The 20,137-nt window shown below is 59.6% G+C and carries 18 protein-coding genes; 16 read left to right on the top strand and 2 right to left on the bottom strand.

Going from position 1 to position 20,137, the window contains the following annotated elements; genetic code table 11:
• A partial coding sequence (locus AC1DH9_RS01965) for a HAMP domain-containing protein (RefSeq protein WP_477807723.1) occupies nucleotides 1–1,115 on the bottom strand: 1,115 nt, incomplete at its 3' end.
• A gap of 280 nt (nucleotides 1,116–1,395) precedes the next feature.
• Here AC1DH9_RS01965 and AC1DH9_RS01970 point away from each other — a divergent pair.
• On the top strand, nucleotides 1,396–1,650 hold the full coding sequence (locus AC1DH9_RS01970) for a hypothetical protein (protein WP_054595181.1): 255 nt from the start codon (nucleotides 1,396–1,398) through the stop codon (nucleotides 1,648–1,650).
• A gap of 30 nt (nucleotides 1,651–1,680) precedes the next feature.
• Complete coding sequence (locus AC1DH9_RS01975) at nucleotides 1,681–2,250, top strand: lipocalin family protein (protein ID WP_427537634.1); 570 nt, start codon at nucleotides 1,681–1,683, stop codon at nucleotides 2,248–2,250.
• Nucleotides 2,251–2,368: 118 nt separating this feature from the next.
• Here the strand turns inward: AC1DH9_RS01975 and AC1DH9_RS01980 are convergent, their stop codons facing one another.
• A complete protein-coding gene (locus AC1DH9_RS01980; protein ID WP_427537637.1) occupies nucleotides 2,369–3,733 on the bottom strand; it encodes a formimidoylglutamate deiminase in 1,365 nt (454 codons plus the stop codon).
• Between the two features lie 187 nt (nucleotides 3,734–3,920).
• Here AC1DH9_RS01980 and hutC point away from each other — a divergent pair, with 187 nt between their 5' ends.
• The 14 genes from hutC (at nucleotide 3,921) to dtd (ending at nucleotide 20,059) form a co-directional block, all read left to right on the top strand.
• A complete protein-coding gene (gene hutC / locus AC1DH9_RS01985) occupies nucleotides 3,921–4,589 on the top strand; it encodes a histidine utilization repressor (RefSeq protein WP_232252242.1) in 669 nt (222 codons plus the stop codon).
• A gap of 24 nt (nucleotides 4,590–4,613) precedes the next feature.
• Entirely contained in the window at nucleotides 4,614–5,186 is a 573-nt protein-coding gene (locus AC1DH9_RS01990; RefSeq protein ID WP_427537640.1) for a HutD/Ves family protein, read from the top strand.
• 454 nt (nucleotides 5,187–5,640) lie between these two features.
• Entirely contained in the window at nucleotides 5,641–7,344 is a 1,704-nt protein-coding gene (gene hutU / locus AC1DH9_RS01995; protein WP_054595185.1) for a urocanate hydratase, read from the top strand.
• A 172-nt stretch (nucleotides 7,345–7,516) separates the two neighbouring features.
• On the top strand, nucleotides 7,517–8,983 hold the full coding sequence (locus AC1DH9_RS02000; protein ID WP_427537643.1) for a purine-cytosine permease family protein: 1,467 nt from the start codon (nucleotides 7,517–7,519) through the stop codon (nucleotides 8,981–8,983).
• Between the two features lie 170 nt (nucleotides 8,984–9,153).
• Nucleotides 9,154–10,005: an ABC transporter permease gene (locus tag AC1DH9_RS02005; protein ID WP_145016663.1), complete on the top strand. Its 852-nt coding sequence runs from the start codon at nucleotides 9,154–9,156 to the stop codon at nucleotides 10,003–10,005.
• Complete coding sequence (locus AC1DH9_RS02010) at nucleotides 10,002–10,826, top strand: quaternary amine ABC transporter ATP-binding protein (protein WP_427537646.1); 825 nt, start codon at nucleotides 10,002–10,004, stop codon at nucleotides 10,824–10,826. Before AC1DH9_RS02005 ends, AC1DH9_RS02010 begins: the two co-directional genes overlap by 4 nt.
• Nucleotides 10,827–11,042: 216 nt before the next feature.
• Nucleotides 11,043–12,575, top strand: coding sequence for a histidine ammonia-lyase (gene hutH, locus AC1DH9_RS02015; RefSeq protein WP_427537649.1), 1,533 nt, complete (start codon nucleotides 11,043–11,045; stop codon nucleotides 12,573–12,575).
• Nucleotides 12,576–12,871: 296 nt separating this feature from the next.
• A complete protein-coding gene (locus tag AC1DH9_RS02020; RefSeq protein ID WP_477807724.1) occupies nucleotides 12,872–14,278 on the top strand; it encodes an amino acid permease in 1,407 nt (468 codons plus the stop codon).
• Between the two features lie 16 nt (nucleotides 14,279–14,294).
• Nucleotides 14,295–15,500 carry an imidazolonepropionase gene (gene hutI / locus AC1DH9_RS02025; RefSeq protein ID WP_427537655.1) on the top strand — a complete coding sequence of 402 codons (1,206 nt, stop codon included), beginning with the start codon at nucleotides 14,295–14,297 and terminating at the stop codon, nucleotides 15,498–15,500.
• 10 nt (nucleotides 15,501–15,510) lie between these two features.
• Nucleotides 15,511–16,314, top strand: coding sequence for an N-formylglutamate deformylase (hutG, locus tag AC1DH9_RS02030; RefSeq protein WP_427537658.1), 804 nt, complete (start codon nucleotides 15,511–15,513; stop codon nucleotides 16,312–16,314).
• A gap of 251 nt (nucleotides 16,315–16,565) precedes the next feature.
• A complete protein-coding gene (locus AC1DH9_RS02035) occupies nucleotides 16,566–17,513 on the top strand; it encodes a choline ABC transporter substrate-binding protein (RefSeq protein WP_477807725.1) in 948 nt (315 codons plus the stop codon).
• Between the two features lie 100 nt (nucleotides 17,514–17,613).
• The gene (locus AC1DH9_RS02040; RefSeq protein WP_427537664.1) at nucleotides 17,614–18,549 is read left to right on the top strand and encodes an alpha/beta hydrolase; all 936 of its coding nucleotides are present in this window, start codon (nucleotides 17,614–17,616) and stop codon (nucleotides 18,547–18,549) included.
• A 104-nt stretch (nucleotides 18,550–18,653) separates the two neighbouring features.
• Nucleotides 18,654–19,625, top strand: coding sequence for a prolyl aminopeptidase (gene pip / locus AC1DH9_RS02045; RefSeq protein ID WP_477807726.1), 972 nt, complete (start codon nucleotides 18,654–18,656; stop codon nucleotides 19,623–19,625).
• Nucleotides 19,622–20,059 carry a D-aminoacyl-tRNA deacylase gene (gene dtd, locus AC1DH9_RS02050; RefSeq protein WP_427537670.1) on the top strand — a complete coding sequence of 146 codons (438 nt, stop codon included), beginning with the start codon at nucleotides 19,622–19,624 and terminating at the stop codon, nucleotides 20,057–20,059. Before pip ends, dtd begins: the two co-directional genes overlap by 4 nt.
• The last annotated feature ends 78 nt before the right edge of the window (nucleotides 20,060–20,137 follow it).

Here is a 20,137-nt window from a genome sequence, read left to right on the forward strand (position 1 = left end):
GCGCTGACCACTCGCAGGGCGACTTCGTTGACTTGGCCGGTGGCCGACGACACTTCGCGGATCGAGGTGTGAATACGCTCGACGAAGCGGTTGAACGAAGTGCCTAGCGCCCCGAATTCGTCCTGGCCATGAATGGTCAGGCGTTTGGTCAGGTCGCCTTCGCCTTCGGCGATGTCATGCATGGCGCGACCCATGGTCAGCAACGGCTGCATCAGGACGCGGATCAGCATGCCGAGCAGCGCGATGATGATGACCACGGCAATCACCATGGCGATGATCGCCGAGGTGCGGAATTCGCTGAGCATCGAGTATGCAGTGTCTTGATCGAGCACCAGTGCCACGTACCAATCGGCCGACGGTACGCCGTTGACGTGGGTGAACGAGATGAACTGGGTCTTGCCGTCTACCTCGACTTCCTTCATGCCGGGGCTGACCTTCGGCGCGCCGGCCGGGTAGGCCTCGGTGAGGCTTTTGAGCACCAGTTTGCTGTCCGGGTGAATCAGGATCTTGCCGTCGCTGCTGACGATGAATGCGTGGCCGTGGCCGCCGAAGTTCAGCGAGTTGATGATCGCGCTGACGCTGCTCAGGTCGATGTCTGCACCGGCGACGCCGATCATCTGGTTTTGATGTTGCACCGGGGTAGCGACGGTGATCACCAGCTTGCCCGAAGAGGCGGCGATGTACGGTTCGGTAACGATGGTTTGCTGTGCACTGTTGGCGGCTTTGTACCAGCCGCGGGCGCGTGGGTCGTAGTCTGCCGCGCGATTGCCGGCCGGCACCGAGAACATCACGCCATCGGCACCGCCGAAATAGCTCAACTGAAAGTTGCTGGTGTAGGCCGGCAGGCCGACCGCGCGTTTCAGGCTGTCCAGCGCCGGGCCGTCGACGGCCACTTGCTGGGCCAGCGATTGCAGCAACTGGATGCGGCTTTCCAGCCAGGTCTGGATGTTGCTGGTGGTCAGGCTGCCGAGTTCCTGCATCGAGGACTCGGTGCTGTTGCGCAGGGTTTGGCGCTGACGGTAGTCGTTGAACAGAATGAAACAGGCGAACGCTACCGCCACCACAAGGGCAGCAGCGAGCAGGATCTTGTGGCTGAACTTCATGTTTCTGGTCATTAAAGGCGCTACCGCGGGAGGACTGATCAACGAGGAGCGTCAAATTGCCTCAGGGCAGGCTTGGCGCTGCTTCTATGTCGACAGGGGAGCGCCAAAGATTAGGCGGGTTTGACGAAAACCGACGAAATACCGATCAGCGCAAAAAAATGCCTGATTTTGGTGCGAAATGTCGATTTTACCCTTCAAGAAATACCCGGTACGGGTGGGAACCAGAAGGGGGTTTTCTCTTCTAAGCTTCTGGTTGGCAGCCATGCCTTCCCTTTTTACCAGGAGTTACACCATGTCGCTGCGATCTATCGCCTTGTTGTCTTTTTGCGTGCTGTTGGCTGCGTGCAGCAAGATCAACCAGGAAAACTATTCGAAACTGTCGACGGGCATGCCCAAGGCCGAGGTCGAAGCGTTGTTGGGTAAACCTGCCGATTGTTCAGGCGCGTTGGGCATGTCCAGCTGTACCTGGGGCGACAAGAACAGCTTTATCAGCGTGCAGTACGCCGGTGACAAAGTGCTGATGTTTTCCGGGCAAGGCCTGAAGTAAACCGGGGCAAACGCCCACGGGAGAAAAATAATGATGCGGTTAGTAATAGTTCTTTTGGCCGGTCTGTTGTTGGCCGGCTGCGCCACTTCTGGCGATGATTCGCTGGCGCCGAAAACGGTCAATAGCGTCAACCTCAAGCGTTACCAGGGTAAATGGTACGAGTTGGCTCGCATGCCGATGTACTTCCAGCGTAACTGCGCGCAATCCGAAGCCCATTACACCCTCAAGAACGACGGCGACATGGAAGTGTTGAACCGTTGCCTGACCCCCGAGTGGAAATGGGAAGAGGCCAAGGGCACGGCAACGCCGCAGATTCCCGGCAAGAACGACAAGCTGTGGGTGAACTTCGATAACTGGTTTACCCGGTTGTTGCCAGGCATGAGCAAGGGCAATTACTGGGTGCTGTATGTCAGCGACGATTACCAGACCGCGATTGTCGGTAGCCCCAATCGACGCAACCTGTGGTTGCTGTCACGCAAGCCGGAAGTCAACGCCGATACCCGCGAGGAACTGCTGAGCAGAGCGCGTCAGCAGGGGTACGACACCACACGCCTGATCTGGCGGGTGTCGGATACCAAGATGGCCCAGACCTCGAAGTAACAGCCACCGCACAACCCATGTGGGAGCGAGCCTGCTCGCGATAGCGATCGATCAGTAAACACAATTGCTGAATGTGTTGCCGTCATCGCGAGCAGGCTCGCTCCCACAGTTTTATGTGTCAGCCCAACAGGTCGCGCAGCACTTGGGTGAACGCGCGGTTACTGTCTTCTTCGCCAGCATGATGCCCGTCGCGTACTACCCACTTGCCGTTCACCAGCACGTCACGCACCTGGCGGTCGCCACCGGCAAACAACCAACGGTTCAGAATCCCGTCGCCACTGGCGGTTGCCAGGTAAGGGTCGTTGCCGTCGAGCACCAGCCAGTCGGCGCGTTTGCCGACTTCCAATGCGCCAATCGGCTGGCCCAGCGCCTGTGCGCCACCGTCGAGTGCGGCGTCGTACAGGGTACGCCCGACCATTGGCTGATCGGCGCCATACAAGCGGTTACGTCGCTGATCGCGCAGGCGCTGGCCATATTCCAGCCAGCGCAGTTCTTCCACCACGCTCAGCGACACATGGCTGTCCGAGCCAATGCCCATGCGCCCGCCTTGGGCGAGGAAGTCCACGGCCGGGAATATTCCATCACCCAGGTTGGCCTCGGTGGTCAGGCACAAACCGGCGATGGCGCGACTCTTGGCCATCAGGCTGACTTCTTCCGGGTTGGCGTGGGTCGCGTGGACCAGGCACCAGCGCTGATCGACGTCGGTATTTTCATACAGCCATTGCAGCGGACGGCGACCGCTCCAGGTCAGGCAGTCGTCGACTTCCTTTTGCTGCTCGGCGATGTGGATATGCACCGGGCAGTGTTTGTCGCTGGCTGCCAGCACTTCGCTGATTTGCTGCGGGGTGACCGCACGCAGCGAGTGGAAGCACAGGCCCAGTTGTTGCGCCGGTTGCCGTGCCAGCAGTGGCTGCAAGCGGGCTTGTAGCTTCAGGTAGTTTTCAGTGCTGTTGATGAAGCGTCGCTGACCTTCATTGGGTGCCAGGCCACCGAAACCAGAGTGGCTGTAGAGTACGGGCAGCAAGGTCAGGCCGATGCCGGAGGCGCTGGCCGCCTGGCTGATTTGCAACGACAGTTCGGCCGGGTCCGCGTAGGGATGGCCGTTTTGGTCGTGGTGCACGTAATGGAATTCGGCGACCGAGGTGTAACCGGCCTTGAGCATTTCGATGTAGAGCTGACGGGCGATGATCCCGAGTTGTTCCGGACTGATTTTTCCGACGAGGCGATACATCAAATCGCGCCAGGTCCAGAAACTGTCGTTCGGATTACCCGCCACTTCGGCCAGTCCGGCCATCGCCCGCTGGAAGGCGTGGGAGTGCAGATTCGGCATGCCCGGCAGCAGCGGACCGCTCAGCCGTTCGGCGCCTTCAGCGCTGGCATCGGCCTGGATGTGGGTCAGCAGGCCATCGGCACTGACCTCAAGACGTACATTGTTGGCCCATCCACTAGGCAAAAGCGCGCGTTCGGCAAAGAAGGCGGACATGGTTCAGTACCCCATCGTGTGTTATTTGTATATACATATACAGACGTTTGCCTGCTCGGTAAACTCCGGCAAGCTAGTGACTTTCATCAACGAACAAGGATTTCCTGTGCCGACTCCGCCTGTAGTTTCACCGCTGAGTGCCAATCTGGGCGACAGTCCGGCGCCCTTGTACGCTCGCGTCAAACAGATGATCACCCAGCAAATCGACAGTGGAAACTGGCCGCCGCATTACCGCGTGCCGTCGGAAAGCGAGCTGGTCAGTCAGTTGGGTTTCAGCCGCATGACCATCAATCGCGCCTTGCGCGAGATGACGGCTGACGGTCTGTTGGTGCGCATGCAAGGCGTCGGCACCTTTGTCGCCGAACCCAAGAGCCAGTCCGCGTTGTTCGAAGTGCATAACATTGCCGACGAAATCGCCTCCCGTGGCCATCGCCACACGTGCAAGGTGATTACTCTGGAAGAAGAGGCCGCCGGTTCCGAGCGCGCCCTGGCACTGGACATGCGTGAAGGCCAAAAGGTCTTCCACTCGCTGATTGTGCATTTCGAGAACGATATTCCCGTGCAAATCGAGGACCGTTTCGTCAACGCCCTGGTCGCGCCGGAATACCTCAAGCAAGACTTCACCCTGCAAACGCCTTACGCCTATCTGAATCAGGTCGCACCTTTGACCGAAGGCGAGCACGTGGTCGAAGCGATTCTTGCCGAGCCCTCCGAATGCAAATTGCTGCAGATCGAAAAAGGCGAGCCGTGCCTGCTGATCCGCCGTCGGACCTGGTCCGGGCGCCAGCCCGTGACGGCCGCTCGTCTGATCCACCCCGGTTCCCGCCATCGTCTGGAAGGGCGGTTTCACAAATAGAGCCACAAATAATAAGAGGCATGAATGAGCCAGTTGAACGTTTTGCGCGCGGCGAATTATCCGCGCATGCCCTGGAAAAACGGCGGCGGCAGCACCGAAGAAATCACCCGCGATGCAGGCACCGGCCTGGATGGCTTTGGCTGGCGCCTGTCGATTGCCGATATCGGTGAGTCGGGCGGGTTCTCGACCTTTGCAGGCTACGAGCGGGTCATCACCGTGCTGCAGGGCGAAGGCATGACCTTGACGGTCGACGGCCAGAACACGCGGTCCCTGTTACCGCTGGACCCGTTTGCGTTCAGTGGCGAAAGCCATGTTTCCTGCACCCTGCTTGGCGGTGCGATTCGCGACTTCAACCTGATTTATGCGCCGAATCGTTACCAGGCGCGGTTGCAGTGGCTGGCGGGCGAGCAACGGTTTTTCAGTTCTGCCGGAACGTTGCTGGTATTCAGCGTGACTGATGCGCTTGAAGTGCGAATCAATGGTGGTGCGGCCCAGGCACTGGGTCGTCATGATTGTCTGCAACTGAACGGTAACACCGGGCTGCTGGATGTTTCCGTCAGCGGTCAGTGCTGCGTGATTGAGCTGACAGCGCTMTGATTCAACTGTCTTGAAAAGATCGCAGCCTGCGGCAGCTCCTACTCAGGGATAACCTGTTCCGTAGGAGCTGCCGCAGGCTGCGATCTTTTGCTTTCCGTCCCCCGAAATCCGTTTCCCTGTGCGCACCAATCTGTTACCGAACGCCCCAGCGTGGCGCAAAACCGCGCTCAGGTAACAATTGTCACTTCTCGAAAAAATCCTTCCAAAAAAATATCGATCCCCGCCAAACCCTTGTCCCAAGGGCTTTTCAGCCAGATTCAGCACTTTGTTGAAGCGCCATCCAGAAAGTTGGCCGCTTGATTGCATATGCTTGTATGTACAAGTAAAGACGTATGTGTATGAGTCACGAAGACTCGACCATCGTCCACTGATTCGCCGGTGTGCACCATCTGCACATTGGCTTGCTCGCCCACTGCCTGGGCTGGTTTGGATTGATTGCTGAGGAGTTTTTTTCGTGACTGACAATACCCAGAAACCGACCCCCGTCACTTTTACTAAGCACCGGGACGTTGAAATCCGTGCCCCGCGTGGCAACAAGCTGACCGCCAAAAGCTGGCTGACCGAAGCGCCGCTGCGCATGTTGATGAACAACCTCGACCCGGAAGTTGCCGAGAACCCTAAAGAACTGGTGGTTTACGGCGGTATCGGTCGCGCGGCGCGTAACTGGGAATGCTACGACAAGATCGTCGAGAGCCTGACCAACCTGAATGACGACGAGACCCTGCTGGTGCAATCCGGCAAGCCGGTCGGCGTCTTCAAGACTCACAGCAACGCCCCACGCGTACTGATCGCCAACTCCAACCTGGTACCACACTGGGCGAGCTGGGAGCACTTCAACGAACTCGACGCCAAAGGCCTGGCCATGTACGGCCAGATGACTGCCGGCAGCTGGATCTATATCGGCAGCCAGGGCATCGTTCAGGGCACCTACGAAACTTTCGTTGAAGCCGGTCGCCAGCACTACAACGACAACCTCACCGGTCGCTGGGTCCTGACTGCAGGTCTGGGCGGCATGGGTGGTGCTCAACCACTGGCCGCTACCCTGGCCGGCGCGTGCTCGCTGAACATCGAATGCCAACAAGTGAGCATCGATTTCCGTCTGAAAAGCCGTTATGTCGACGAGCAGGCCAAAGACCTCGACGACGCGCTGGCGCGCATCGCCAAATACACCAAAGAAGGCAAAGCGATTTCCATCGCCCTGCTGGGTAACGCGGCAGAAATCCTGCCGGAATTGGTCCGTCGCGGCGTGCGTCCGGACATGGTCACCGACCAGACCAGCGCCCACGATCCGCTCAACGGTTACCTGCCAGCCGGTTGGACCTGGGAAGAGTACCGCGCTCGCGCCAAGACCGAGCCGGCTGCTGTGATCAAAGCCGCCAAGCAATCGATGGCCGTGCACGTCAAAGCGATGCTCGACTTCCAGAAGCAAGGCATCCCGACGTTCGACTACGGCAACAACATCCGTCAGATGGCGCAAGAAGAAGGCGTCGAGAACGCATTCGACTTCCCGGGCTTCGTGCCGGCCTACATCCGTCCGCTGTTCTGTCGTGGTATCGGTCCGTTCCGTTGGGCTGCACTCTCGGGTAACGCTGAAGACATCTACAAAACCGACGCCAAGGTCAAGGAGCTGATCCCGGACGACGCCCACCTGCACAACTGGCTGGACATGGCGCGCGAGCGCATCAGCTTCCAGGGTCTGCCGGCGCGTATCTGCTGGGTGGGTCTGGGTCTGCGCGCCAAGCTGGGCCTGGCGTTCAACGAAATGGTCCGCAGTGGCGAGCTGTCGGCACCGATCGTGATCGGCCGCGACCACCTGGACTCCGGTTCGGTGGCGAGCCCTAACCGCGAAACCGAATCCATGCAGGATGGCTCCGACGCCGTGTCCGACTGGCCACTGCTCAACGCTCTGCTGAACACCGCGAGCGGCGCGACCTGGGTTTCCCTGCACCACGGCGGCGGCGTCGGCATGGGCTTCTCCCAACACTCGGGCATGGTGATTGTTTGCGACGGTACTGACGAAGCGGCCGAGCGTATCGCTCGCGTTCTGCACAACGACCCGGCCACCGGTGTTATGCGTCACGCCGATGCCGGTTACCAGATCGCTATCGACTGTGCCAAGGAGCAGGGCCTGAACCTGCCGATGATCACCGGTAAATAACGCAATACCTGTAGGCGCAGGAGCTTTTGGTGGGAGCGAGCCTGCTCGCGATGAGGCCAGCACATTCAACATCTTTGTTGACTGACAAACCGCTATCGCGAGCAGGCTCGCTCCCACAAAAGCCAACACACCAACACCTGGTATACCCATAACAATCCACAGAGGTTGACCCATGGCTAATGATGATCGTGCACGCAGTAAACCGTTGATCGAGAAGCGGTCGATCGACTACATCCCGGAAGCGGAAAGACACGGTCGTCTATTGAGTCAGTTCACCCTGTGGTTGGGTGCCAACCTGCAAATCACCGCGATTGTGACGGGTGCTTTGGCGGTGGTACTGGGCGGGGATGTGTTCTGGTCGTTGATCGGTTTGCTGATCGGCCAATTGCTCGGCGGTGGCGTCATGGCGCTGCACGCCGCGCAAGGTCCGCAACTCGGTTTGCCGCAAATGATCTCCAGCCGTGTGCAGTTTGGCGTGTATGGGGCGGTGATTCCGCTGGTGCTGGTGTGCCTGATGTACATCGGCTTCTCGGCCAGCGGATCCTTGCTGGCAGGGCAGGCGGTCGCGCAGTTGCTGCACGTCGAAGACTGGGTCGGTATCACGCTGTTCGCCGGCTCGATCATGGTCTTCACCATCTTCGGCTATCGGGTGATCCACGGCATCGGCCGGGTCGCCAGTGTGCTGGGCGTGGTGGCGTTCATCTACCTGTTCTACAAACTTTTGGCCGGTAACGACATCGGCGCATTGCTGGGCAACAAGCACTTCTCGGTGGCGAGTTTCCTGTTGGCGGTGTCGCTGTCGGCGTCCTGGCAGATCGCGTTCGGCCCTTATGTGGCGGACTACTCGCGTTACCTGCCGCGCAGCACCTCGGCGTCGAAAACCTTCTGGGCCGTTGGCCTGGGTTCGGTGATCGGTGCACAGGCGTCGATGGTCTTCGGCGTCTTCGCCGCAGCCCTGGCCGGTTCGCAGTTCGCTCACCACGAGGTGTCGTTCATCGTCAGCCTGGGYGGTACCGGGGTTGTCGCGGCACTGCTGTACTTCGCCGTGGCTTTCGGCAAAGTCACTGTGACCACCTTGAACGCCTACGGCAGCTTCATGTCGATCGCGACGATCATCAGTGGCTTCCGTGGCAGCCGCCACATTGGAAGCGGTGTGCGTCTGCTGTACATCTTCATCATGGTGTCGCTTGCCGCGGCTCTGGCATTGCTTGGCAAGGACTCGTTCCTCAAGGAATTCTCTGCGTTCATCCTGTTCCTGCTGGCGTTCTTCACGCCATGGAGCGCGATCAACCTGGTGGACTTCTACTGCATCACCAAAGAACGCTATGACATTCCGGCACTGTCCAACCCCGAGGGTCGCTACGGTCGCTGGAACATCATGGGCATCAGCATTTACGTGTTCGGCGTGTTGATTCAAATGCCGTTCATTTCCACCCACTTCTACACTGGCCCTCTGGTCGCAAGCCTCGGTGATACCGACATCTCGTGGATCATTGGCCTGGTGGTCCCGGCAGCGATGTACTACTTCGCTGCCAAGAAGTGGCATAGCGCAGTACCCGATCGCCTGATACTGCCGGTTGAGCAGGGCGACGCGGTAAAAGTGAAAACAAGTGGGGCGGATAGCGTTGCAGCAATCTGACTGGACGAAACTGGCGAAGATCTTCGTGAAGGCACATCCTGAGATCTGGCAGTTGCGGGTCACTACCGACACTGCCAGGAAAATCAACGCGGAACTGTAGGCAGATACCTCCCGGCTAACCGAGAGGCTGGCCGGGACGTTCGCTACATCCACTTGATTGAGAGTCTCTTATGTTTCCCGAAAGCTTCACCTTTTCCATCGCCGACCGGGTCAACGTCTGGGTTGATTCGCTGGTCGTCAATTACGGGGATGTGTTCCGCCACATCTCCGACACCTTGCTCTGGGCCATCGTCAACCTCGAAGGCCTGCTGCGTGCGGCGCCGTGGTGGTTGATGCTGGTGATTGTTGCCGGCATTGCCTGGCACGCGACCCGCAAGCTGGTGACGACGGCGGTGATCGTTGGTTTGCTGTTCCTGGTGGGCGCTGTCGGCCTCTGGGACAAGCTCATGCAAACGTTGGCACTGATGCTGGTGGCGACGGTTATTTCGGTGCTGATCGGCATTCCGTTGGGCATTTTGTCGGCGCGCAGCAATCGCCTGCGTTCAGTGTTGATGCCGCTGCTCGACATCATGCAGACCATGCCCAGCTTCGTGTACCTGATCCCGGTGCTGATGCTGTTCGGTCTGGGCAAGGTCCCGGCGATTTTCGCCACGGTGATCTACGCTGTACCGCCGCTGATTCGCCTGACCGATCTGGGCATTCGCCAGGTCGATCGCGAAGTCATGGAGGCGATCAATGCCTTCGGCGCCAACCGTTGGCAGCAACTGTTTGGCGTGCAACTGCCGCTGGCGCTGCCGAGCATTATGGCCGGGATCAATCAGACCACCATGATGGCCCTGTCGATGGTGGTGATCGCCTCGATGATCGGTGCGCGTGGCCTGGGTGAAGACGTGCTGGTGGGGATCCAGACCCTTAATGTCGGACGCGGTCTTGAAGCCGGTCTGGCGATCGTGATTCTGGCGGTGGTCATTGACCGGATTACCCAAGCCTACGGTCGTCCGCGGCATGAGGTGAGCCAATGAACAGCGCCGCCAAGATCGAAGTCAAAAACGTTTTCAAGATTTTCGGTAACCGTTCGGCCGATGCGCTGAACATGATCCGACAGAACAAGAGCAAGGATCAGGTACTGGCCGAGACCGGCTGCGTGATTGGCGTGAATGATCTGTCACTGAGCATCGCTACCGGCGAGATATTCGTGATCATGGGCCTGTCGGGTTCCGGCAAGTCGACACTGGTGCGGCACATCAACCGCCTGATCGACCCGACCAGCGGCGTGATCCTGGTGGACGGCGTGGACATCCTGCAATACGACATGGAAGCCCTGCGCGAATTTCGTCGGCACAAGATCAGCATGGTGTTCCAGAGCTTCGGCCTGTTGCCCCACAAGAACGTACTGGACAACGTCGCCTACGGTTTGAAAGTGCGTGGTGAAAGCAAGCAAGTGTGCGCCGAGCGCGCGCAACACTGGATCAACACCGTGGGCCTTCAAGGCTACGAAAACAAATACCCGCATCAACTGTCTGGCGGTATGCGTCAGCGTGTGGGCCTGGCCCGCGCCTTGGCGGCGGACACTGACATCATCCTGATGGATGAAGCCTTCAGTGCCCTTGACCCGCTGATCCGCGCCGAGATGCAGGACCAGTTGCTCGAACTGCAACAGACGCTGCACAAGACCATCGTGTTCATCACCCACGACCTCGATGAGGCCGTGCGTATTGGCAACCGGATTGCGATTCTCAAGGATGGGCAGTTGATCCAGGTCGGCACGCCGAAAGAGATCCTTCACTCGCCGGCCGATGAATACGTCGACCGGTTTGTCCAGCGGCGTGCGGCGGTGGTTTAGGAGAGTTGCCATGTTCCAGACTGAATTGATTTTGAAAGACCCGATACTGCTGTAAACCGCGTGACCCAAGCTGTACTGATTTCTACAAAAGCCAGCGTGCCAAGGCGCCACCCCCTCAAGAAGCGGGCAGCGACGGACAACGGAATCATCCGGAGCGTCTGGTTAGTTAACTGCTCTTATATAAAGAGCATAAAAACTCTCAAAAGGAGAATAAATGTGACTGCTCTGAATCTTATCCCTGGCCAACTGAGTCTTGCCCAACTGCGCGCTGTTTATCAGCAACCGGTCAACGTCCGTCTCGACGACAGTGCCTCCGCCCAGATCGAAGCCAGTGTTGCCTGCGTGGAACAGATCCTCGTGGAAAACCGTACCGCGTACGGCATCAACACCGGTTTCGGCCTGCTGGCTTCGACCCGCATTGCCAGCGAAGACCTGGAAAACCTCCAGCGCTCGCTGGTGTTGTCCCACGCTGCCGGTGTTGGCGAGCCAATCAGCGACGCTCTGGTGCGTCTGATCATGGTGCTCAAGGTCAACAGCCTGAGCCGTGGTTTCTCCGGTATTCGCCGGGTGGTGATCGACGCGCTGATCGCCTTGATCAACGCTGAGGTTTACCCACACATTCCGTTGAAAGGTTCGGTCGGTGCTTCCGGTGACCTGGCGCCTCTGGCCCACATGTCGCTGGTACTGCTGGGCGAAGGCAAGGCCCGTTACAAAGGTGAATGGCTGCCAGCAACTGAAGCGCTGAAAGTCGCAGGCCTGCAACCGCTGACCCTGGCGGCCAAAGAAGGTCTGGCACTGCTTAACGGCACTCAGGTGTCCACCGCTTATGCACTGCGTGGCCTGTTCGAAGGCGAAGACCTGTTCGCTGGTGCCCTGGCCCTTGGCGGTCTGACCGTTGAAGCCGTGCTGGGCTCGCGCTCGCCATTCGACGCTCGCATTCATGCTGCCCGTGGTCAAAAAGGCCAGATCGATGCTGCTGCCGCTTACCGCGACCTGCTGGGCGAGCGCAGCCAGGTTTCCGATTCGCACGAGAACTGCGAAAAGGTTCAGGACCCGTACTCGCTGCGCTGTCAGCCGCAAGTCATGGGCGCCTGCCTGACTCAGTTCCGTCAGGCCGCTGAAGTGTTGGCGATCGAAGCCAACGCCGTGTCGGATAACCCGTTGGTCTTCGCAGCTGAAGGTGACGTGATCTCCGGCGGTAACTTCCACGCCGAACCGGTTGCCATGGCGGCCGACAACATGGCCCTGGCCATCGCTGAAATCGGTTCCCTGAGCGAGCGTCGCATCTCGCTGATGATGGACAAGCACATGTCGCAACTGCCACCGTTCCTGGTGGCCAACGGTGGCGTGAACTCCGGCTTCATGATCGCCCAGGTGACCGCGGCGGCTCTGGCCAGCGAAAACAAGGCACTGGCGCATCCGCATTCGGTAGACAGCCTGCCGACGTCCGCCAACCAGGAAGACCACGTTTCCATGGCACCTGCCGCTGGCAAGCGTCTGTGGGAAATGGCTGAAAACACTCGCGGTGTTCTGGCTGTCGAGTGGTTGGCAGCCTGCCAGGGCCTGGACCTGCGCGACGGTCTGAAGACTTCGTCGAAACTGGAAAAAGCTCGCAGCACCCTGCGCGCCAAAGTACCGTTCTACGAGAAGGACCGTTTCTTTGCACCGGACATCAACGCCGCGAGCGAACTGCTGGCTTCGCGTTGCTTGAATGAGCTGGTAATGGCGAAGTTGCTGCCTAGTCTGTAATGGTCTGAGGGGGGAGGGCCAAGATGTCTTCGCCCTCTAAATCCACCCCTCACCCCAGCCCTCTCCCCAAGGGGGAGAGGGGGAAGGGAGCCGATCCTCGTTGTGTTCGGAGCCTGAGTTCGACTCATAATCTCAGGTCGCAGTACCTCGAAAGCAACTCGCAGTCAGTCCCCTCGCCCCTCTGGGGGAGAGGGTTAGGGTGAGGGAGGATCTTGAGGCAAGTACAAATGCCGAATCTGTTCAAGGCCCTACATCCCTCATCAATCTTCTCCGACAAGAACAACTAAGGACGAGAAATGCAAAAGCCAGAGAACGGCTTGAAACGCGGGCTATCTGCCCGACATATTCGCTTCATGGCACTGGGGTCGGCGATCGGCACCGGGCTGTTTTACGGTTCTGCCTCGGCCATCCAGATGGCCGGTCCTGCGGTGCTGCTTGCGTACCTGATTGGTGGCGCAGCGGTGTTCATGGTCATGCGCGCCCTTGGCGAAATGGCTGTGCACAACCCGGTCGCAGGTTCTTTCGGTCAATACGCCAGCACTTACCTGGGACCGATGGCAGGCTTCATCCTGGGATGGACCTACGCCTTCGAAATGGTCATCGTCGGCATGGCCGACGTCACTGCGTTCGGTATTTACATGGGCTTCTGGTTCCCGGAAGTCTCTCGCTGGATTTGGGTACTGGGCGTCGTTTCCATCGTCGGCGGCTTGAACCTGTGCAACGTCAAAGTCTTCGGTGAAATGGAGTTCTGGCTGTCGCTGCTCAAGGTCGCCGCCATCGTTGCGATGATCCTCGGGGGCTTCGGCATCATGCTGTTCGGTATCAGCACGGCCCCTGGCCAGGTGACCGACATCAGCAATCTCTGGACCCAAGGCGGCTTCATGCCCAATGGCATGGGCGGTCTGATCGCTTCGTTCGCGGTGGTGATGTTTGCGTTTGGCGGTATTGAAATCATTGGCGTCACCGCCGGTGAGGCCAAAGACCCGCAGCACGTGTTGCCTCGTGCGATCAACGCCGTACCGTTGCGGATTCTGCTGTTCTACGTGCTGACGATGCTGGTGCTGATGTCGATCTTTCCTTGGCAGCAGATCGGTAGCCAGGGCAGCCCGTTTGTACAGATCTTCGATAAGCTGGGGATCAGCTCGGCGGCCACCATCCTTAATATTGTGGTGATTACGGCGGCGATTTCGGCGATCAACAGTGACATTTTCGGCGCTGGCCGCATGATGTTCGGTCTGGCCCAGCAAGGGCACGCACCGAAAGGCTTCGCCCGCCTGTCGCGAAATGGCGTGCCATGGATGACCGTGGTGGTGATGAGTGTCGCGCTGCTGCTGGGCGTGTTGCTGAACTACCTGATCCCGGAAAACGTCTTTCTGCTGATCGCTTCCATTGCGACCTTTGCTACCGTCTGGGTCTGGCTGATGATTCTGTTCACTCAGGTGGCGATGCGTYGCTCCATGACCGCCGAGCAAGTCGCGCAGCTGAAATTCCCGGTACCGTTCTGGCCCTATGCACCGATGGCGGCAATTGCCTTCATGCTGTTTGTCTTCGGCGTGCTGGGTTATTTCCCGGATACCCAAGCGGCACTGATCGTCGGCGTGGTCTGGATCGTGTTGCTGGTACTGGCCTATCTGATGTGGGTCAAACCGGCGGCAGGGCAGGCGGCCCTGGTCGCGCGTGATCCTTCTTTTTCTCATCGATAACTAACGGAGGCCTCGGATGAAAACTCTCTGGCAACACTGCCACGTTGCAAGCATGGCGCAGGGCACCTACTCGATCATCGAGGATGCCGCCATCGTGACGTCAGGTGCGCACATTGAGTGGATCGGCCCACGTAGCGAGCTGCCGTCCGGCGAATATCCCGAGGTCCATGACCTCGCGGGGGCCTGGGTCACCCCGGGCCTGATCGACTGCCACACCCACACGGTGTTCGGTGGCAACCGCAGCGGCGAGTTCGAGCAGCGTCTGCAAGGCGTGAGCTATGCGCAGATCGCAGCAGCCGGTGGCGGCATCGCCAGCACCGTGCGCGCCACGCGTGCGGCGACCGAGGACGAGCTGTTCGCCAGTGCGAAGAAGCGCCTGAAAAGCTTGCTGCGTGACGGCGTGACCAGCATCGAGATGAAGTCCGGTTATGGCCTCGACCTCGCCAGTGAGCGGAAAATCCTGCGGGTGATCCGTCGCCTCGGCGCCGAACTGCCGGTCAGTGTGCGCAGCACCTGCCTGGCCGCTCACGCCTTGCCGCCAGAGTACGCCGACCGTGCCGACGACTACATCGACCATATCTGCAGCGAAATGCTGCCGGCGCTGGCCGCCGAAGGCCTGGTCGATGCGGTGGATGCGTTCTGCGAATACCTGGCGTTTTCGCCTGCGCAGGTCGAGCGGGTGTTCGTCGCGGCGCAGCAACTCGGTTTGCCGGTGAAGCTGCATGCCGAGCAATTGTCGTCCTTGCACGGTTCCAGCCTGGCGGCACGTTATCACGCGTTGTCGGCCGACCATCTGGAGTTCATGACCGAAGAGGACGCCATCGCCATGGCGGCCTCCGGCACTGTTGCCGTGTTGCTGCCGGGAGCCTTCTACTTCCTGCGTGAAACCCAATTGCCGCCGATGGATGCTTTGCGCAAGCACGGCGTGAAAATCGCCATTGCCAGCGACCTCAATCCCGGCACCTCGCCGGCGCTGTCGGTTCGGTTGATGCTGAACATGGCCTGCACCTGTTTCCGCATGACTCCGGAAGAGGCGCTGGCCGGCGCGACTATTCACGCCGCCAAGGCACTGGGCATGGAACAAACCCATGGCTCGCTCGAAGTCGGCAAAGTCGCTGACTTCGTGGCCTGGCAGATCGATCGCCCAGCCGACCTGTCGTACTGGTTGGGCGGTGACCTGGAAAAACGCGTCGTGCGTCACGGCGTCGAAGTCGAGTTATAGGAGAACAGTTGTGGATAAGGTTCTGAACTTCAAACAAGGCCGGGTGCCGCTGCTGATCAGCATGCCTCACGCTGGCGTGCGTCTGACGCCTGCGGTTGAAGCCGGTTTGATTCCCGAGGCACAAAGCCTGCCGGACACTGACTGGCATATTCCCACGCTCTACGAATTTGCCGCCGAGCTGGGCGCCAGCACCCTGGCCGCCGAGTATTCGCGGTTCGTCATCGACCTTAACCGGCCGTCTGACGACAAGCCGTTGTACATCGGTGCGACGACTGGCCTGTACCCGGCGACATTGTTCGACGGCGTGCCGTTGTTCCGCGAAGGGCTGGAGCCGTCTGCACAGGAGCGTGCGACTTACCTGGAGAAAGTCTGGACGCCGTACCACAGCACCCTGCAGCAAGAACTCGCGCGGTTGAAAGCCGAGTTCGGTTATGCGCTGTTGTTCGATGCGCATTCGATCCGTTCGGTGATCCCGCACCTGTTCGACGGCAAGTTGCCGGACTTCAACCTCGGCACGTTCAACGGCGCCAGTTGCGATCCACAGCTGGCCAGCCAGCTCGAAGCGATCTGCGCCCGGCACACGGATTACAGCCATGTGCTCAACGGGCGTTTCAAGGGCGGTCACATCACCCGTCATTACGGCAATCCGGCCGAAAACATCCACGCAGTGCAGCTGGAGTTGGGGCAGTGCACTTACATGGAAGAGGTCGAACCGTTCCGCTATCGGCCTGACCTGGCGGCACCGACGCAGGTGGTGCTCAAGGAGTTGCTGCAAGGCTTGCTGGCCTGGGGGCAGAAACACTACGGCGCATAACCCTGTGGGAGCGAGCCTGCTCGCGATGAGGCCATTGCATTCAACATAGTTGTTGCTTGTCAGTCCGCCATCGCGAGCAGGCTCGCTCCCACAAGGTAACTTCCCTCGCCACAGGGTGGTGGGACAGTCGCCACTGTGCAAAACACAGTCGCCTCAGGGCGCTTTGGTGCACGCTTGGCTGAGTAACGTTGTGGGCACGGTGCACGAAGACACCGGGCCCACAATAACCAGCTGCCGAGCGAGCCTTTCCGATGAAACGACTGTTCAACCGCTGTCTGTTAATCCTTACCGGCACCGCACTTCTGAGCGCCAACACCTTTGCCAGCGAACCGGCGTCCTGCCAATCCGTGCGCATGGGCGTGGTCAACTGGACCGACGTGATCGCCACCAGTGGCATGGCCGATGTCTTGCTCAACGGGCTTGGCTACGAAAGCAAGCAAACCAGCGCCGTGCAGCAAATCATCTTCGCCGGCATCCGCGACAAACGCCTGGATATCTTCCTCGGCTACTGGAAGCCCGCGATGGACAAGAACATCGCGCCGTTCATCGCCGCCAATCAACTCAAAGTCATGGACAAACCCAGCCTGTCTGATGCGCAGGCAACCCTCGCSGTRCCTGACTAYGTCGCKGCMGCSGGCCTGAAAACCTTCGGCGATATCGCCAGATTCAAAGACCAGCTGGGTGGCAAGATCTACGGCATCGAGCCGGGCAGCGGCGCCAACACCACCATCAAGACCATGATCGAGACCAATCACTTTGGCCTCAAGGACTTCAAGCTGATCGAATCCGGCGAGGCCGGCATGCTGGCCGCCGTGCAGCGGGCAATCAATCGCAAGGAGTTCGTGGTGTTCGTCGGCTGGACCCCGCATCCGATGAACATCAACATGAAGAYCAACTACCTGACTGGCAGCGAGGATGTGTACGGCCCTAACGAAGGAGCGGCGACGGTCTCGACCGTGACCGCGCCGGATTATGCCCAGCGTTGCCCGAACGTGAACCGTCTGTTGGAAAACCTGACGTTCACTGCCGCCCAGGAAAGCCAGTTGATGGTGCCGATCATGGAGCGCAAGACCGCACAGGAAGTCGCCCGGCAATGGCTGCGTGACCATCCCGAGGATCTTCAGCGCTGGTTGGCGGGTGTCAGCAGTTTCGATGGCAAGAAGGATGGCGTGGCGGCGGTACAAGCCAGCCTGAAATAGGCCCGAAAGCCAACGCAGGAACCTGTGGCAAGCCCGCTTGCCACAGGTTACATGCAGACTCTGAATCGTCTACACCCGTTGCTACCCAGGTCTTTCCAGCATGTCCGATTACCCGCTTTCACCGCAGCTCTCGGCATTTGTCGAGAAAACCCTCAGGTTCAACAGCCCTGACAGCAGCCTGGACGGGCTGCGTCAGGCTTACAGTCAAATGTGCCGGGCATTTACTCCGGCCCGCCCGGACGGGCTGGAGGTCGCCGACTTTACGCTGGAAGGCGTTGGTGTTCGGTCTTACCAGCCAGCGGTGGCACCGCCGGATTCGGGTTGGCCGTGCATCCTTTATCTGCACGGCGGTGGCTGGGTCGTGGGGGATCTGGATTCGCACGACTTCATCTGCACCGAGTTGTCGGCGGTTTTGGGTGTGCTGGTGATAGCCGTCGATTACCGACTGGCACCGGAGCATCCCTTTCCGGCGGCGTTCGATGACTGCCTGAGCGTCTGGCGAGCGCTCTGTGCGGGGGCGAGCCGGTTTGCGCTGGACGCGACGCGGATGCTGGTGGCCGGTGACAGCGCCGGTGGCAATCTTGCCGCCGCGTTGTGCCTGGCATTGCGCGACCGGGGCGAGCGCTTGCCGTGCGCTCAGGTACTGATTTACCCAGGGCTGGGCGGTGACGCCAGTCTTCCATCACGCAGCGAATGTGCTGATGCGCCGCTACTCAGCAGCAGCGACCTGGACTGCTATCACGCGTTGTACTTGCGCGGTACGCGGCAGCCGCCGGCCTACGCCATGCCATTGCTCGCCGATGATTTCAGCGGTCTGCCGCCGACGATGATTGCCGTCGCTCAGTTCGACCCGCTACGCGACGACGGCGTCCGTTATGCCCGGCGACTTGAAGCCGCAGGGGGCGAGGTCAACCTGTATTCAGGCAAAGGGCTGATTCACGGGTGTTTGCGGGGCCGGGGCGAGGTCGCGGAAGTGGATCTGCTCTATGAAAACCTGTTGGCGTATTTGCATCGGTTTCTTGTAAGCGAGGTCTGATTTTTTGCGGGCATGCTCATTCAGGTAATTCGGGTTTATGATGCCGGACGGCAGAATAATTGAAGTCCCCCCAGGGATGACCTCGACCCCTTACGGRGCGCGCAATGCAGACTTTGTACCCGCAGATCAAACCCCACGCCCGGCACGATCTGGCCGTCGATGAAATACATACGCTGTACGTCGACGAAAGCGGTTCACCGGAAGGTTTGCCGGTGGTGTTCATTCACGGTGGCCCGGGGGCCGGTTGTGATGCGCAGAGTCGGCGCTACTTCGATCCGAACCTGTACCGAATCGTTACCTTCGATCAGCGCGGCTGCGGTCGTTCCACCCCCCACGCCAACCTCGAAAACAACACCACCTGGGATCTGGTCGCCGACCTTGAGCGGATTCGCCAGCACCTGGGGATAGAGAAATGGGTGCTGTTCGGCGGCTCCTGGGGTTCGACCCTGGCCCTGGCCTACGCACAAACCCACCCGGAGCGTGTGCACGGTCTGATCCTGCGCGGGATCTTTCTCTGCCGCCCGCAGGAAATCGAATGGTTCTACCAGGCCGGCGCCAGCCGTCTGTTCCCGGATTACTGGCAGGACTACATCGCGCCGATCCCGCTGGACGAGCGCGACGACCTGCTCAGCGCATTCCACAAGCGCCTGATCGGCAACGACCAGATTGCCCAGATGCACGCGGCCAAGGCCTGGTCGACCTGGGAAGGCCGCACSGCKACCTTGCGGCCGAACCCGMTGGTGGTSGAYCGYTTCTCCGARCCSCAGCGYGCRYTGTCSATYGCCCGSATCGAATGTCACTACTTCACCAAYAACGCGTTCCTCGAGCCGAACCAGCTGATTCGCGACATGAGCAAGATCGCCCATTTGCCAGGCGTCATCGTCCATGGCCGTTACGATGTGATCTGCCCGTTGGATAATGCCTGGGAACTGCATCAGGCGTGGCCGAACAGCGAACTGCAGGTGATCCGCGATGCCGGGCACGCAGCGTCCGAACCGGGTATTACCGATGCATTGGTGCGTGCGGCCAGCCAGATGGCCCGGCGTTTGCTTGATTTACCGCCTGAAGAAGCATGAAGGGCCTGTTGCAACGCGTGCGAAATGCACGCGTCGAAGTGGCGGGGGAGGTTGTTGGCGCTGTAGACCAGGGTTTGCTGGTGCTGGTGGCGGTCGAGCCGCAAGACACACGGGCCAGCGCCGACAAACTCCTGCATAAGCTGCTTAACTATCGGGTATTCAGTGATGTCGAGGGCAAGATGAATCTGTCCTTGGCCGATGTCGGCGGTGGTTTGCTGTTGGTCTCGCAGTTCACCCTGGCCGCCGATACCAAAAATGGTTTGCGTCCGAGCTTTTCTACCGCGGCCCCACCGGCACTCGGAGAAGAGCTTTTTGGCTATATATTGACCAAAGCGCAGCAGTTACATGGCAAAGTGGCATCAGGTAGATTTGGCGCAGACATGCAGGTGCATCTGGTCAATGATGGCCCGGTAACCTTCCTGTTACAGACCTGAAGACGCTTGAAACATCTTTTCAGGCGTGTTTCGGTCGAAAACAGGGGTTTTTCGCGATAAATACTTTGTTACCCCTGA

It is taken from the genome of Pseudomonas sp. 05T35 (assembly GCF_056396605.1).

Excerpts from the sequence above, each read along its gene's own strand:
- AC1DH9_RS01970 (WP_054595181.1), top strand. The coding sequence starts at position 1,396 with ATGTCGCTGCGATCTATCGCCTTGTTGTCTTTTTGCGTGCTGTTGGCT.
- AC1DH9_RS01975 (WP_427537634.1), top strand. The coding sequence starts at position 1,681 with ATGATGCGGTTAGTAATAGTTCTTTTGGCCGGTCTGTTGTTGGCCGGC.
- AC1DH9_RS01980 (WP_427537637.1), bottom strand. The coding sequence starts at position 3,733 with ATGTCCGCCTTCTTTGCCGAACGCGCGCTTTTGCCTAGTGGATGGGCC.
- hutC (WP_232252242.1), top strand. The coding sequence starts at position 3,921 with ATGATCACCCAGCAAATCGACAGTGGAAACTGGCCGCCGCATTACCGC.
- AC1DH9_RS02005 (WP_145016663.1), top strand. The coding sequence starts at position 9,154 with ATGTTTCCCGAAAGCTTCACCTTTTCCATCGCCGACCGGGTCAACGTC.
- AC1DH9_RS02010 (WP_427537646.1), top strand. The coding sequence starts at position 10,002 with ATGAACAGCGCCGCCAAGATCGAAGTCAAAAACGTTTTCAAGATTTTC.
- hutI (WP_427537655.1), top strand. The coding sequence starts at position 14,295 with ATGAAAACTCTCTGGCAACACTGCCACGTTGCAAGCATGGCGCAGGGC.
- AC1DH9_RS02040 (WP_427537664.1), top strand. The coding sequence starts at position 17,614 with ATGTCCGATTACCCGCTTTCACCGCAGCTCTCGGCATTTGTCGAGAAA.
- dtd (WP_427537670.1), top strand. The coding sequence starts at position 19,622 with ATGAAGGGCCTGTTGCAACGCGTGCGAAATGCACGCGTCGAAGTGGCG.